The organism is Brachyspira intermedia PWS/A (assembly GCF_000223215.1).
GTDB classification, from domain to species: Bacteria; Spirochaetota; Brachyspiria; order Brachyspirales; family Brachyspiraceae; genus Brachyspira; species Brachyspira intermedia.
This window is the reverse complement of record NC_017243.1, coordinates 2,886,583-2,903,150: the sequence shown is the minus strand read 5'-3', so window position 1 is coordinate 2,903,150 and position 16,568 is coordinate 2,886,583. Positions and strand designations below refer to the sequence as shown.

General features: G+C 26.2%; 13 protein-coding genes and 1 tRNA gene. 6 read left to right on the top strand and 8 right to left on the bottom strand.

Features of this window, described 5'->3' with window-relative positions; genetic code table 11:
• Positions 1-61: 61 nt before the first annotated feature.
• From BINT_RS12670 to BINT_RS12660, 3 genes are all read right to left on the bottom strand, one after another.
• Positions 62-1,756, bottom strand: a complete 1,695-nt coding sequence (locus BINT_RS12670; RefSeq protein WP_014488967.1) for a motility associated factor glycosyltransferase family protein — start codon at positions 1,754-1,756, stop codon at positions 62-64.
• A 22-nt stretch (positions 1,757-1,778) separates the two neighbouring features.
• The gene (locus tag BINT_RS12665) at positions 1,779-2,867 is read right to left on the bottom strand and encodes a M15 family metallopeptidase (protein ID WP_041177477.1); all 1,089 of its coding nucleotides are present in this window, start codon (positions 2,865-2,867) and stop codon (positions 1,779-1,781) included.
• A 146-nt stretch (positions 2,868-3,013) separates the two neighbouring features.
• Positions 3,014-3,086 (bottom strand) — tRNA-Val (locus tag BINT_RS12660).
• A gap of 192 nt (positions 3,087-3,278) precedes the next feature.
• On the opposite strand from BINT_RS12660, the gene BINT_RS12655 reads away from it, so the two are divergent.
• The 5 genes from BINT_RS12655 to argH all read left to right on the top strand — a co-directional run bounded on the left by BINT_RS12655 (position 3,279) and on the right by argH (position 9,208).
• Positions 3,279-4,574, top strand: coding sequence for a hypothetical protein (locus BINT_RS12655; protein WP_014488965.1), 1,296 nt, complete (start codon positions 3,279-3,281; stop codon positions 4,572-4,574).
• A 105-nt stretch (positions 4,575-4,679) separates the two neighbouring features.
• Positions 4,680-5,189, top strand: coding sequence for a flagellar export chaperone FlgN (gene flgN / locus BINT_RS12650; protein WP_041177476.1), 510 nt, complete (start codon positions 4,680-4,682; stop codon positions 5,187-5,189).
• 166 nt (positions 5,190-5,355) lie between these two features.
• The gene (argF, locus tag BINT_RS12645; protein WP_014488963.1) at positions 5,356-6,297 is read left to right on the top strand and encodes an ornithine carbamoyltransferase; all 942 of its coding nucleotides are present in this window, start codon (positions 5,356-5,358) and stop codon (positions 6,295-6,297) included.
• Positions 6,298-6,571: 274 nt separating this feature from the next.
• Entirely contained in the window at positions 6,572-7,813 is a 1,242-nt protein-coding gene (locus BINT_RS12640; protein WP_041177475.1) for an argininosuccinate synthase, read from the top strand.
• Between the two features lie 6 nt (positions 7,814-7,819).
• Positions 7,820-9,208 (top strand): argininosuccinate lyase, encoded by a 1,389-nt coding sequence (gene argH / locus BINT_RS12635; RefSeq protein WP_014488961.1) that lies wholly within the window; start codon positions 7,820-7,822, stop codon positions 9,206-9,208.
• Positions 9,209-9,599: 391 nt separating this feature from the next.
• Here argH and BINT_RS12630 read toward each other — a convergent pair whose 3' ends face one another.
• Together BINT_RS12630 and BINT_RS12625 are read right to left on the bottom strand one after the other, a co-directional pair.
• Positions 9,600-10,109, bottom strand: coding sequence for a hypothetical protein (locus BINT_RS12630; protein WP_014488960.1), 510 nt, complete (start codon positions 10,107-10,109; stop codon positions 9,600-9,602).
• Entirely contained in the window at positions 10,099-11,388 is a 1,290-nt protein-coding gene (locus BINT_RS12625) for an AAA family ATPase (protein WP_148258795.1), read from the bottom strand. Before BINT_RS12625 ends, BINT_RS12630 begins: the two co-directional genes overlap by 11 nt.
• A gap of 377 nt (positions 11,389-11,765) precedes the next feature.
• Between BINT_RS12625 and BINT_RS12620 the strand changes: the two genes are divergently transcribed.
• On the top strand, positions 11,766-14,030 hold the full coding sequence (locus BINT_RS12620; protein WP_014488958.1) for a BspA family leucine-rich repeat surface protein: 2,265 nt from the start codon (positions 11,766-11,768) through the stop codon (positions 14,028-14,030).
• A gap of 860 nt (positions 14,031-14,890) precedes the next feature.
• Here the strand turns inward: BINT_RS12620 and BINT_RS12615 are convergent.
• From BINT_RS12615 to BINT_RS12605, 3 genes are all read right to left on the bottom strand, one after another.
• Positions 14,891-15,523 (bottom strand): OmpA family protein, encoded by a 633-nt coding sequence (locus BINT_RS12615; RefSeq protein WP_014488957.1) that lies wholly within the window; start codon positions 15,521-15,523, stop codon positions 14,891-14,893.
• A 131-nt stretch (positions 15,524-15,654) separates the two neighbouring features.
• Positions 15,655-16,293 carry an outer membrane beta-barrel protein gene (locus BINT_RS12610; protein ID WP_041177473.1) on the bottom strand — a complete coding sequence of 213 codons (639 nt, stop codon included), beginning with the start codon at positions 16,291-16,293 and terminating at the stop codon, positions 15,655-15,657.
• Positions 16,294-16,305: 12 nt separating this feature from the next.
• Positions 16,306-16,563 carry a hypothetical protein gene (locus tag BINT_RS12605; RefSeq protein WP_014488955.1) on the bottom strand — a complete coding sequence of 86 codons (258 nt, stop codon included), beginning with the start codon at positions 16,561-16,563 and terminating at the stop codon, positions 16,306-16,308.
• Positions 16,564-16,568: the final 5 nt, after the last annotated feature.

The window sequence follows — 16,568 nt, the reverse complement described above, 5'->3', positions numbered from 1 at the left end:
TATGCTACACCTGCCTAGGTGGACTTCGTCGACGAGTATAACAATAATAATAAATAATTTTTTAATAAATAAGCAATTTTATATCATTATACCATTTATTCATATAGCTTTTTAACTCTTCGTAGCTTATAACAGATTTCTCAAATTTTTCAACATGCCAAGGTGATATTATATCAGCAATATTTTTCATATTGTTATTGAAATCTTCTTTATTGATATTTTCTTTGTTGATGTTATTTATAAAATTATCTATTTCTTTTACTAATTTTTCTTTATCTATATTTTCTTTTAAATAGTTTTTAATTTCTATATTTTTATTATTATCCAAATTGTTACTATTATATATTTTTACATTTTTTATGCTTGCAGATTGTACTGTCAAAGTAAAAATATCAGTAGTTTCGGAAATCTCCCCAATTAAAGATTCAAAATGATTTTTATAACTTAAAAGTGATGAAGAAGTATTTCTATAAACATTATCATAGCATTTTATTTTTTGATTATCATTAAGCCTTTTATATTTAGCAGATTCAAAAGTTTTTAATTTACTGCTATTAATATAATCATGGGCTGAAGCATTTGAATATTTAGAATGCGTTTTATCATCAATATGACAAAAATCACATCCTGCAAGCAGTATATATTTAGGATTAAGCATATACGCTATTCTTAAAGCAGGCATTATAACACTTCCTTCCATATAGAAATATATATTGTTATTATCATCATCATTTATAGGGTATAATATCTTCTCAAAACTTTCATCATGTGAGAAATAAAATATTCTTTTGTTTTCTATATGAGTGAGAGGAAAAGGATATGCTGTATGCGTAGTAAATATATTTATATTTTCATTTTCTTTTTTAAGAAGTTCTTTTAAATGTATCGATGAATAAAAACCTCCGTCAGTAGATACAACAGCATCAGGCTTTATATTATTTTTTATTAAGCTATTAAAAGCATGCGATAATACTATAACAAAATGAGTATTTGATAGTTCTTTAATATTTTCTATATAATCATCAGCCGAAGCTCCTGCAGATACTAATAAAACAGGTGTTTCTCTTTTTAATATATTATAGAATGTTTTTATAGAGTATCCTTCATTGAAATGCATATTATATAATGTATTTCTAGCCCATATAGGAGCAAAATAATAATTAGATGTTAATGACATTAATTTTTCTTTTATACTGTTGGCAAGAGATATATTAACATTGTCATAATATTCTCTTGTTTCATCATCTATATTTGAAGCTCTTATATGTCTTATATAAACTATTTTTTTAGAATCATTATCATTCATATAAAAATTAAAGAATGCCAATATATTTTCTAAATCTTCATTTAGAATGAGTATGGTATTTTTTAATATATTTTCATTTGAAGGCTTTAAATTTTCTAAAATAAGTTTAACTATTTCTATATCTTTTTCTATTATAATTGCTTTGTTATTTTCATTTAATGATAAAAAATATTCTATATGAAAGAATGAGGCAATAGATAAAAATATTCCTATATGTTCATTATTGTTTGTTATGAATTGTGATATTAATCTTTTAGCTTCTTCCATAGGATTATATAGAGAAGTTAAAGGTTTATTATTGTACATAACAGCAAACAAATCATTTTTAGCCTGCTTTAATTGATATTTATTATTAGCTGCATTATATTCTATTAATTTTTTTACAGCTCTAAAATTATATTTATTTTTATTTAAAAGCTCTATATTTTTAGTGAATATAGTATTATCCATTTTATTTCTCTGCAGATTATTTTTAGAATATTCCGTATTTTTCTACAAGTTCGTAGGTGGCATCTTCATCATTTTTAATTTTATTGTATATGATGAGTTCCGGCCTATATTCAAAATGTATAGTATCATAATTATGCCATTTACCGCCCCATATAAAACCATACTTTTCAAATACTTCTACAACTTCTTTAGGCGGATGCCATCTTTTATCATAAGGCACAGCATACCAAGCTTTATTATTAACTCTAGTCCAAGCCCAATATATTTGCTTACCATTATTTTTTTTAGGTAAAGTATCAAATGCTACACCATAACTATGATAGCTTCTGCTTGCACTTTTTGAAATAATTTTCCAAACATATCCGCTAACTATTTTCAAAGAATCTAAGAAATTTTCCACTTCCTGATTAGTTTGAGCTATAAGCTTCACTTCTACGCTTACATTAGAAAGCTGTTCATATACATAGTCATGAACTCTTACTTTATATCCTAATATACTTTTTGTGCTTATGTGTTTTATCATACTCCTTTCGCTTGTTCCGTCATAAAGAGTATCTAAGAATTTATTATTGATATATTTTGTATTGTTAACTCTTTTTTTGTAATATTCCTGAAGTTCTTTGGTTCTTTCAGGAGTTTCTTTCTGTACCTCAGGAAGTCCATCTATTGTATAAGGATAAAAACCGAAAGGTATATAATTATCCTGATTAGTCATATCTTCATCGGTTAAAAGTTTACCATTAGCCCAGTTAAACCATATTCCGTCTAAATAAAATCCTAATTCTCTATTTTTTATAGTAGGAGGGGATATTCTATTTGAATATGCTAAATGAAGAGCTATAGTTTCTATCGCCCCTGGTCTTATTATTATATCTTTTCTTATTCTTTTTTTCTCTTCTTCAAGCTGAATTTGCTTTAAATCAGAACTGGACATTATATCTTTAGTATTATTTATATAAATTATTCCTACTGCAGATATAGATGATACAATAACTGTCATAAGAGCTATTGTAAATATTTTGTATTTAGATCCGGCCTTTATTATAAAACTTATTAGTGCCAGTACTACTAGTATAATTGTTATTACTAAAACATATTGTAAAACCGTCATATTATTCTATCATTACTCTATAAAAAAATTATTTGTTTACATAATATTAACATGTATTAATATTAAATTCAAATATATTATCGTTAAAAAAATCATATTTAATAGGAAGATTTATCAAAAAAGATTTATTTGTAAAGGGAAAAAATTGGGCGATGACGGGCTCGAACCGCCGACCTAGTGCTTGTAAGGCACCCGCTCTCCCAGCTGAGCTAATCGCCCTTTCTTTTGAAATGTGTAGTTATAATAGCATATCATCAAAAAAAAGTCAAGTGTTTATATCGTTAAAGTGTACTAAATTTTATATTTTTACTATTTGTATATAAAACTTTATCAAATATATATTGCTAAAATAATAAAAAATGTTATTATAGTACAATGTAAATATTATAAAATAAGTAGAATTTTATTAAAATGAATGTAGAATTTTTGCTGTCAGCAACATTTGATAATAGAAGGGTTATTCCTAACCAAGATAGATTGTTTAAAGCGATAGTTTCTTCTTTAAACGAAGTTAATATTAATCCGCTTGTAATGATTTCTGAGTTTTCTATAATAGAGGATGGAAGTACACTTATATATTCTTTTCATCCTTCTGCTGACCCTATATATTTTGAATTTAAAACAGATACTTTATATATAACTATAACTACAGGTTCTTTCGGGGCCGGATATCATAGATTTATAGTAGGTGTTTTGGATAGAATAGCTAGAAGGCTTGATATAGAGTTTAAAGAGGATTTAGTTCATAAAGATCCTAGCGGTTATTTTAGAAGTCGGGATTTTGAAGCTTTAAAGAAGTTTTTTGTTAATTCTTTGGCTGATTATGCTAAAATGCTTATAACTCATCATGATAATGGATTCAGTAATTTTATGATATCTATGCCTTATAATTATCCTGTAATAGAAAAAGAGTATTTTGCTTTATCTTCTTTGGGATATTGGGGCAAAAATTGGTTTACTGACTTCATAGATGCCAGTGAAGAGGATAGATTAACTTTAGCAGCAGATTTCTTCCTATGGGATATCGAAGAGATGAATGCCAAATTCTGGTTTAAAAGTTTTATTAGTATGATTTGGCTTTATTTTCCATTCAGAGAGGCTATAGACAACAAAGAAAAGACTATGTATAAAAAAATTATGTATGCTTTTCAGGAATCATATAAAAAAGATGCTTCATTAAAATACCCTTGGGACATTCTTATTGATATTGCCCATTATTTGGATGATGAAAATTTGGCTAAATTTATAGAAAGCAAAAAAACTGCTCATCATCAGGATACTCTTCAAATAGGTTTCAGACTTGAAAAGGCACGTTTTTCTATAGCAGCAGGATTTACTATTATTCTGCCTATGCGTATGAATGTATTTAGAAATGATAAATCTTTAATAGAATTCAAAGATATTAATGTATATATAGCTATGCAGGTTTACTCTTTTGCCAATGAAGAGATTGATGTAATAATGGAATATGTATTAAAGCAAATAGATATTGCCGGAGAAGATAAAGGTGAAAAACTTGATGTTAAATCTCAAAGCGGTAAGATAGAAAGTATAGTATATGAAAAAGAATTAGAAGATAATGATCATATTATTACAGTAGCTTGTGCAGCTAAAAAGCTGGCATTACTTGCTTGGTTTACTTATTCTGATCCTGAATATAGAGATATGTGTATAGAAGCCATAAAATCTATAGATGTGGAAAATTAACATAATATTTTTTAAAAAATATGTTAAGTAATCATAATAACTGCCGATAATTTATCACATAGCTGATTAATAATTTTAATCTGCTTTAACTTAAAGGTGGTATTTATGTTTAACTTATATGAAGAACTTACAAAAATAGAGATTCTTTTATCCAAAGAAATAGAAGTTTACAAAGTAATATTAGAAGACGAAGAAAAAAAAGTTAATTCTATAATCAATACAAGATTACAGGATATACATTTATATTGTGATCATCAAAATGAAAAAATGACTGAAGCTAATGAGCTTAGAAAAATGAGAGAAAATGTCATTGATTTGATAGTATTAAATAAATTCCCTCATTTATCAGAAACAGCAACATTATCTGATATTATTAGAAGAATACCATTGAATAAAACAGCTAGAATATCAGCATTACGTCTTGAATTAGTTACTTTAATGGCTAGATTAAAACATCTAAATAAATTAGCTCCTAAACTTTTCGATGAAGCTTTAGATTTATTTGCAAATATGAAAGAAGTTTTAAATGAAAGCAAAAAAGTAGGATATAACAACAAAGGTAAAGAACATGTTGTTAATAGGAAATTATCAGTATTAGTAAATAAGCAAGTTTAATATAGAATATTTATATCTTAATTAAACGTATGGCATAGTTTTATGTTATACGTTTTTTTATATATTTTATTTTTTAAAAAATATAAAATAAAAATATTGCAAAATTATAAAAACGATATATAGTATTACTCAAAAAATAATATAAAAATTTAAACGGGAAAAAATTATGAAAAAAGTTAATTTATCAGGAAGACATTTTATTAATTTGGAAGATTTTACAAGCGAAGAGTTATCAGCATTGATTGATTATACATTCGAGTTAAAATCAAAGGTAAGAAATAGAGAAGAAATTGATATAATGAAAAATAGAACTATGGTGATGTATTTTTCAAAGCCTAGTTTAAGGACTCGTTTAAGTTTTGAAATAGGAATGAAGAAATTAGGCGGAGATGCTTTTGTATTAAAACAAGATGAAATAATATTGGGACAGAGAGAAAGTATTGAAGACAGTTCTAATGTTATTTCTAGATACTGCGATTTGATTATGATTAGAACTTTTGCTCATAGTGATGTTGAGGATTTTGCTAAATATTCAAAAGTACCTGTTATAAATGCTTTGACAGATCTTTCACATCCTTGTCAGATTATGGCAGATTTATTTACTATGAAAGAGCATTTCGGTAAATTGAAAGGTTTAACATTAACATATATAGGCGATGGTAATAATGTATGTAACAGTCTTTTAACAGGCTGTACTTCTTTAGGAGTTAATATTAAAGTAGGAGTTCCTAAAGGTTATGAACCAGATGCAAAAACTATAGAAGTAGCTAAGAACATAGCAAAAAATACAGGATGTACTGTTGATATTCTTAATGATGTAAAAGAGGCAGTAAGCGGAGCCGATGTAGTTTATACAGATGTATGGGCTTCTATGGGACAGGAGAGTGAAAAAGAAAAAAGACTTAATGTATTTAAGGGCTTTACTCTTACTAAAGAGTTATTTGCTCTTGCTAATAAAGGAGCTATAGCACTTCACTGTTTGCCTGCACATAAAGGCGAGGAGATAAGCGAAGAAGTATTCAATATGAATTCTCAATATATTTATGAAGAGGCAGAAAACAGAATGCATGCTCAAATGGCTATAATGAGCAGTATAGTAAAAGAATAATATTATAAAAATTAATATATACTTAAACAATTTTATTTTTTACAAAAGTATTATCAACTTTTTTGTTGTTACTTATAGAAGTTTTTATAATCATATATGAACTGCAAAAAACTTAAGTACTACATTTTTATATGTTGATAATATATATTAAAAAATTAGATTAGACCTAAAAGCTGACTTTATCAAATGCAGTTTTTTTGCTTCTTTTATACCAATAAAAGAAGTGGGGTGCGGGGCAAAGCCCTGCAAATCAATAATTAAATAAAAACATTTTATAAGTAAAGAAGGGTTTTATCATGAAAAAAAATTAGTATTAGCCTATTCAGGCGGTTTGGACACTACAGTTATTATACCATGGCTTAAAGAGAATTATGATTATGATGTAATCGCTGTATGTGTAGATGTTGGTCAGGGTACAGAAACTGACGGTTTAGAGGAAAGAGCTTTAAAAACTGGTGCTGTAAAATACAGATTAGTTAAATGCGAAGATGAGTTTGTTACTGATTATATTTATCCTATAGTTAAAGCTGAAGCTACTTATGAAGATAAATATTTACTTGGTACTTCTGCAGCAAGACCTTTAATAGCAAAAAAACTTGTTGAGGTTGCTTTAGAGGAAGGTGCTACTGCTATAGCTCATGGTGCTACAGGAAAAGGTAATGACCAAGTAAGATTTGAATTAACTGTTAAAGCATTAGCTCCTAACTTTGAAATCATTGCTCCTTGGAGAGAATGGAATATATCTTCAAGAGAAGAAGAAATCAAATATTTGGAAGACAGAAATATAGAAGTTCCTATGAAGAAAGATGATTCTTATTCAAGAGATAAGAACCTTTGGCATTTATCACATGAGGGATTAGAACTTGAAGATCCTGCTAATATGCCTAATTATGAAAGACTTCTTAAATTATCAAACACTATAGAGAATGCTCCTAATGAAGGCCAGTTTGTAGAATTAGAATTTGAAAAAGGCATACCAACTAAAGTAGACGGAAAAACTTTCTCTCCTTCTGATTTAGTTAAATACTTAAATGAGATAGGCGGAAAGCATGCAGTTGGTATAGTTGATTTATTAGAAAACAGAGTAGTAGGAATCAAATGCCGCGGCGTATACGAAACTCCAGGAGGCACTATACTTTATGCTGCTCATAGAGAAATTGAGCATTTATGTTTAGACAGAGAGACATTATATTTCAAACATGTAGTTTCTCATAAATTAACTGATTTAGTATATAGCGGAAGATGGTTTACTCCTTTAAGAGAGGCTTTATGTGCATTCATTGACAGCACTCAGCAAACTGTAACAGGAAAAGTAAAATTAAAATTATACAAAGGTAATGTTATACCTGCTGGTGTTACTTCTCCTTATTCACTTTATAATCAGAGTTTGGCTAGCTTTACTACAGGCGAATTATATGATCACCATGATGCTCAAGGCTTCATAACATTATTCGGTTTGCCTTTGAAAGTTAATGCTTTAATGAAAGAGCAAGCTAAAAAAATGGGGTTAAAATAATTAATTATGAAAGAAAAATTATGGGGGGGACGCTTTTCTAAAGAGCTTAACAAGGAAGCTAATGATTTTAACTCTTCATTATCTTTCGATTGTAAGATGTACAAAGAGGATATATTAGGAAGCATAGCACATGCGAAAATGCTTGGAGAATGCTCAATAATTCCTCTTGATGAAAGCGTAACTATAATAAATGGTCTAAAACAGATTTTAGATGATATTGAAAATAATAAACTTCAATTTGATTTTGAATTAGAAGATATACATACTCAAGTTGAAAGATGGCTTATTGATAGAGTAGGGGAAGTAGGAAAAAAAGTTCATACTGGAAGAAGCAGAAATGATCAGGTTGCACTTGATTTGAGAATGCATTTAAAAAACAAAGTAGAGAATATAAAATCTTTAATATTAGATTTAATTTCTACATTGGTAAGCATTCAAAAAGAGCATACAAAAACCTATATGAGCGGATACACACATCTTCAAAGGGCACAGGTTATAACATTTGCACATTATTTAGGTGCTTATGTTGAGATGTTTAAAAGAGATTTTGACAGATTGACTGATGCCTACAAAAGAATAGATGTTATGCCTTTAGGTGCTGGTGCTTTGGCTTGTTCTACTTACAAGATAGACAACAAAAAAACTGCTGAAACTCTCAATTTCAAAAATGTTATGCTTAACTCATTGGATGCTGTATCTGATAGGGATTTTGTTATTGAGGTGGAATCTGCTTTATCAATAATAATGATGCATTTAAGCCGTTTTTCTGAGGAGATGATATTATATTCTACTTCAGAATTCAAATTTGTAGAATTTGATGATGAGTTTACAACAGGTTCAAGTTTAATGCCTCAAAAGAAGAATCCGGATATACTTGAACTTATTCGAGGAAAGACTGGAAGGGTTTACGGAAATTTATTTTCTATATTAACAGTGATGAAGTCTTTGCCTTTAGCATACAATAAAGATATGCAGGAAGATAAAGAAGGTATATTTGATTCTTTAGAGAATGTTAAGAATTGTTTATCAATACTTCCTAATGTATTAAAAACAATGAAAGTCAATAAAGATAATATGCTTAATTCTGTTAATGAAGGATTTTTGAATGCTACTGAGGTTGCTGATTATCTTGTAAGAAAGGGTATGCCTTTCAGAGATGCACATGGTGTTTCAGGCCGTCTTGTAGTATATTCAATCAACAACAATAAAAATCTTTCTACTCTTTCTATAGAAGAATATAAAAAAGAGTCCGATTTATTTGAAGATGATATTTATGCTTGTATAACTCCAGAAGCTCAGGTTTCTAACAAGACAATGATTGGAAGTCCTAGCGAGAGTGCTGTTTTAGAAGTGATAAAGATAAACGAAGACTGGCTTAAATCAAACGGAAAGTAAATTTATTATTTTTAAGTAAATAAAAAATATAGAACAAGGGTACTATAAAAAAATGGTGCTCTTGTTTTTTTATTGCATTTTTTTACTGCATTATTTTTAACGCATGGTGAGCGAAACTAAAAATATAAGTTTAATTATCAATTCAATTTTATTATATATCAAAATCTATTCAACATGCGGTATATGCATTATAAATTTAAATAGCGCTTGGGTGGGTGTGCTTTTTCTAATTTAAGTTTTTGATAAAATAAAATTTTTAATTGAAATTAATACTATAAATTTAAAAGGGCGGGGATTCAAAATAAAACAAAAAACTAAAATTTTATAAATTACATAATATAGGCTGATAATTGATAAATTACTGTTAATAATTTGGTAAACATAATAATATTTATAATATTATGGGATTTTTATATGAACATATTATTCTATTTCCATTAGATTGTCTTTTATCTTTATCAGAAACCACAAGAACATAATTAATTAACTGAAACATATCTTGAGGTTTTATTTTAGATTTAGTAAATAAAATTTTTGCCAATTCTTTTGATTTATTTTCTATGCCTTGAGGAATTTTATTTTTTTCTTTACTTACTATATAGGCTTTTAATTCTTTTATATCTATTAAATGTTTTAATTTATCGTTGTTTGAAATATTTTTGATTGTTTCTATAATTTGAATATATGCTTTATCTATTTTTGAACCTTTTAATTCTATAAAATTAGAAACTTCTTTTTCTCTATATGCTAAGTAATCACATTTTTTTACATTGTCATTAAATATACCATTATCAACTTTTATAATAAGAATATCATTTTCTGCTTTTATATAAAGTTTTGTTTGTGCATCTGATAAAGTTTTTCTATCATCTTTTTTTAATAGTTCATAATTATTGTTCATTATTTAATTCCATATCAAACAATTTTGTATATGTTTCATTAATGGTATTAGATACATCATCTATTTCTTCACAGTTAATTTCACTTTCCTCATTAATAATATTTGTATATCTAAAATCATTTAAGTATAGTTTAAAAGCATTTATTTCACTAGGATTGATAGCACCATATTCACCTACAATGTTATTAATTTTTTCTATTTTTTCTTTATTGTTTTTATAGTTTTCTTTTAATTTTCCAGCATAAAGCAAATTATTTGTACTTGTTAATATATAAGGGCTATGAGTTGTAATTAAAATACTGCTATTAGTCATATTCATAAAATTAACAATGAAGTCTATAATTTCTTTTTGCATTTTGGGATATAGATGAGCTTCTGGTTCTTCTATTATAACAAATTGATTTTTTTTATTTAGCCATGTTATACCTAGTAAAACATTTAATAGCCATAATATTTCCTGCTGTCCAGATGATATTTTATCTACAGGTATTTTTTTATTATTTTCTAATTTTATATACCCAAATTTATCATCGCAAAAATATTCTCCGCCCATATATTTTTCTATTTTTTTATTCATTTTATTGAGAATTGTTTTTTTATAATCATCATTGATATTCTTTATAAAATTTTGGACTCCATCTTTGAATAAAAACTCAATTTTTTCAACAAGTGTAATAAAAGGATAAAATATAAAATCTATTGTATCATAATCAAGTCTGGTTCTTTGGTTGTTTAATAATGCTATAGAACTTCTTGAGGCAGGTATATAATAGGTCATTGACTCATTTTCAAAAAAATCATCTATTTCTCTACCTATTCCTCTTTCAAAAATATCTTCAAATCTTATCGGACTATTAAAATTTAAATATTCTTCAAAAAGTTTTTTTATATCAATTTCTAATTTATGAAAAAATCCTATTATATTTTCACTATAATTAATATCTAAATCATTATTTTTTTTGGTTATTTCTATAGAAGTATTAGATTTGTATATATATTTTAAATATAAATCATCATCTATATTCTCTAATTTTCCAAAAATAGTTATAAAAGAATCTTTTATTATATTATTATATATTTTTTTTATACTAGATTGTATATTATTTTTATAAACAAATATGTAAAATTTAATTTGAGCATTTATTTCTTTGAAGAAAAATATGGCTTTACTTATTGTGCTTTTACCTGAAGATTGTTCCCCTATAATCAAATTGAATTTGTCAATTTCCATTTCAAAATTTTTTACAATAAGTAAATTTTTAATAATTATTTTCTGCATATTATCTCCATTAATCATATAAAAACTATTATACTTAAAATATAAAAAATTGTCTATATTCAAAATTTTAGGTTTATGTTATTTAAAATAATACTGATAATTATATATTTTTATAATAAATATATTATCCATAAATACAAAATATGAATTAAAAGAAGAAATAAATATTAGTTATAATTAATTTTATTAAATTGAGTATATTAACTTTTTTGTCAAAGTTTCAAAAAGACAAATGTTATATTGAAATGTTATACGATAATTAATCTTTAGTATTATATTAAAAAATTGATATAAAATCTATTTGTTATATTTAGTATTAAAATTGAAAAATATATAAAATAATATAGAATCATAAAAAACATTAAGGGTACATAATAATGAAATACAAGCCTCAGACTAAAGAAGAATTAAAAGAATTAGTAAAAGATGAGAGTATATATTTGGGCGATATTGATACAAGTTTAATAAATGATATGACTGTATTATTCAAAGAATCAAAAAGAAAAAAATTTGATGGTATAGAAAATTGGGACACTTCTAATGTTATAGATATGCATGATATGTTTTTTAATTGCAGAACATTTAATAGCGATATATCAAAATGGAATGTATCTAATGTTGAGAATATGGCTTGTATGTTTTTCGGTGCTGAAGAATTTAATCAGTATATAGGTGATTGGAATGTTTATAAAGTTAAAGATATGAACAGTATATTTTTTGACTGCAAGAAGTTTAATCAAGATTTAAATAGCTGGAATGTATCTAATGTTGAAAATATGAGTTTTATGTTTTATGGGGCATCATCTTTCAATCAGCCTTTGAATAATTGGAATGTAAGTAATGTTAAAAATATGTACGGAATGTTTAGCGGATGTAAAAAATTTAATCAGGATTTAAATAGTTGGAACACATCTAATGCTGAGAATATGAGCTGCATGTTTTTTGAGGCAGAAAATTTTGATCAATCTATTAGTAATTGGAATGTAATTAATGTTACTAAAATGTATAGTATGTTTGAGAGATGTAAGAATTTTAATCAGAGTTTGAATGATTGGAATGTTTCTAATGTTACGGATATGAACAGCATGTTTAAATGTGCAGAAAAAATTAATCAGCTTTTAAATAATTGGGACACTTCTAAAGTTGAAAATATGCGTTCTATGTTTGAAGAGGCATATAGATTTAATTCTGATATAAATAATTGGAATACAAGTAATGTAAAAGATATGAGTAATATGTTTTGTAAATGTAAAAGTTTCAATAAGCCATTATACAAATGGGATACTTCAAACGTAGTAAATATGAAATGTATGTTTTTTGAGGCAGAAAATTTTAATCAAGATATTAATAATTGGAATGTAAGTAAAACAGAAAATATGCTTGGTATGTTTGAGAATGCTTATAATTTTAATCAGCCTTTAAATAATTGGGATACTTCTAATGTTTTATATATGAACTATATGTTTTTCAATGCAAAAAGTTTTAATCAGGATATTGGAAGCTGGAATGTTTTTAGTGCAATTTATATGTCATATATGTTTAGCGGTGCAGAAAGTTTTAATTATTCTATAGAAAATTGGATTATTAATGAGGCTTGCTTTATTGATGATATTTTTTCTGGTGCTTCTTCTTTTAAGAATGTTAAGTCTATATTAAATATTTATTTTTTATCTAAAGGAAATAATAGAAAAAAACTTTTAGATATGCTTGAAAACTGCAATATAAAAGAAGTTTATAAAGAAGTTTTGAAATATAATAAACTTAAAGATTTTATAAAGAAACTTGAAAATACTTATTATGATGAATTAAAAGAACTAATTGAAAATAAAGAAAGTATAATAACAGAATATAAAAAAGCTAAAAAAATAGAATTAAAAGATAATGAAAAATATAAACCTAAAAACAAAATAGAATTATTAAAACTAATAAAAGAAAAAGTAAAATATGATAAAATAGATACTAGTTTGATAACTGATATGTCTGGTTTATTTCAGAATTCAAAACTTGAAAAATTTGACGGCATTGAAACTTGGGATACTTCAAATGTAGAAGATATGCATAATATGTTTAAAGGAGCTGTATATTTTAATCATAATATAGAAAATTGGAATGTATCTAAAGTAGAAGATATGGCTTATATGTTTGAAGGCTGTACTAGATTTAATCAGCCTCTTAATAATTGGAATGTTTCTAATGTGAAGTATATGAATTTTATGTTTTCACATTGTATTATTTTTAATAATGATTTAAGTAATTGGAATGTTAGTAATGTAGAAATTATGAGCTTTATGTTTGAAAGTGCATATTCTTTTAATCAGGATATTTCTAAATGGAATATAAGCAAATTAAAATATGCAGATGCTATGTTTAGGTATGCAAAAAGTTTTAATCAGCCTTTAAATGATTGGAATATGAGTAATGCTGAATCTATAACCTCAATGTTTCAATGGGCTTCAAATTTCAATCAGCCTTTATATAAATGGAATATGTCTAATATTAAATATATATCATTTTTATTTGATAACTGTATTAATTTCAATCAGGATTTAGAATCTTGGAAATTAGGAGAAAATGTTAATATGAAATATGCTTTTTCAAATTCGCCTATAGAAAGTAATCCTCCTTCTTGGTATAAAAGTTAAAAATAATTTATAGCGGATTGTAATATACTTTATAAATTGTATATACCTAAATAACCATATTTTGTCAAAATAATTTTTTTAAATTTAAAATATCTGCAGGGCTTTGCTGCGAAGCACACAGACGTGCCGCACCCCACTTCTTTTGCCGATTAGGCACCTACTCGGTGGACGACGTCCGCCTTTGGCGTGACATATACGAAGACGTCTCACTGTGCGTGCCTTCGGCAGGCGAGAACCTATATCCTCGACAGGCTCGGATACGCTTCGCGAAGAACTGCATTTTTGACATAAAATTACTGTATTATATTACATTTAACATGTATTCTTAAAATATTAAGCTGTAGTATATGCGTTTTCGCGAAGCGTGCCTGTGGCAGCAACTTTGACGAAGTCCGCAGAGCGTGAGCGACAAAAAAGTTGATAATATATTTACAAAATATAAAAATTGACAAACTTAAAAATTTTCAGTATATACCTAAACAACTATATTTTGTCATTTTTTGCTTTTTTATGAATGTAAATAATATTTTTTTATAATATTAAATATTATATAATATTGGTTGAATATGTTTTATCTGTAAGATAAATTATTAATTTTTTAAAATAATAAGTAATCAGCCGCACGTATAGTTGGCATTTGATAAGATGAGACAGTACCGTGCGGTAAGGTGCCGCAGCTCGCGGTTGACAAACTTAAAAATTTTTTAGTATATATTAGATTAATAAGTGATATTAAGAATCATTTAAATATTCTAAATTAAAAACTTTTGAGGCGTTGAAAATTTTAATACTTTAAATATAAAGTTTATGTTAAAAATATTTTTGAACAAATTAGAAAATGTGAAAAATAATTTACTATATTATCTTTTTAATTTTATAATATCAGTTTCATTTTCTTTTTTATATTCTTTCTCTTCATTTGAATTATTTATTATTACAAATTGGCATTTTCTATCTTTATCATTATATTCAGATGAATGAGTAGAACCATATCCTATATATCTAAGTCTATCTTTATCTACACCCTTATCTACTAATTTATCAAATATAGCTTTTGCTCTATTTTCAGATAAATATATATTATAATTAGAATCGCCACTACTGTCACTATGTCCTTCAATTATTAGATTAATATTTTGATTTTTATTTAGATATTTACAAATTTCATCTATACCTTCATCATATTCATTTTTTAATTCATAAGAATCAAAATCAAAAGCTATTATATTGGCGGTAACAAGAATTTCATTATCATCTTGCTTTATCACTTCAGTTTGTTTTATAATTTGAGGCTTTTCTTTTTCAATAACATCATTATTTGTGAGTTCTTTTTCTTCTGTTTTTTCTTCTATTATCTGTTGTTCTTCATTATTTGTATATTCTTCTTGTTCTTTTATAGAATCTGCTACAATTGTAATATCATTTTTTTGTGTATATGTTTTTGAAGCTGTTTTTGTAGCCTGACTATTATCATTATAAAGTACTGCATGCAATTGTTTACTGAAAGCTAATACTACAACATGTTTATCATTAGTAGAACATGAAACTGCAAAAATTAATAAAAATATTAAAGGTAAAATTTTTTTATCATAATTAACCTTCTTAAAATATAATTATTTATCTATTATCTTATTGTAAATCTAGCTCCGAGAAGCACCTCATGAGCATCATGAAAACCAAAGCCTAATAAATACCTGTATCCTAAATCCAAAGCAAACCAATCAAGTATATTATATACCAAACCAGCATTAATTCCAAATGCAAAAGAACTTCTAGTTATAAGTGCTTTTCCTATATCAGAATATTCATGATGCATTTGATATAATCTGTTTCCGAAAGACAGTCCGAAATATATACTCATATTTGGAACTCTGCTGTAAAGAGCTCTTGTAGTAAGATTATCTAATTCATTATTTCTTACAAAAAATATATTTATATCATAATATACGCTTGCCATTATGCTTTGCATCCAAGTTTCTTTTTTACCAATTACTCCCTGAAACATATATTCAATATCAAGTCTTAAAGGCACTAATCTAGTTTTTCTAAATAAATCATATCCAACAGCAAAACCTCCTCCTACATAATTATTCTTTTCAAGGAAAGGAAGTTTTCCTAACTCTAATTTATTTGTTTTATTTAGAGCTTCATGTTTAAAATTGATTTTAGGGGCTATATAAACACCTGAGAAAATTGCTGCAGAAAGACTTTTACTTGAAAAGGCAACAATAAAAAATAATAATATAATCACTAATCGTTTCATATAACAACCCTTTTATTTTAAATAAACAAAATTTTTTCTAAGTAAATTATTAGTATTAAAAATACTGTTATTAAATAAACTGCTATTCATACCTAAACTATTATTTAAATTATAATAGCTGTTAGAATTAAGTTTGCTTTTTTCTCCTAAATAACTTTGAGGAGGATAAGCAGGCATTTGAACATTCTGTACCGGCATTATAATCATAGTTGATGTTTGGCATGAAGCAAGTGCAATTAAGATTAATAATAATAAAGCTATTTTTTTCATAAGTA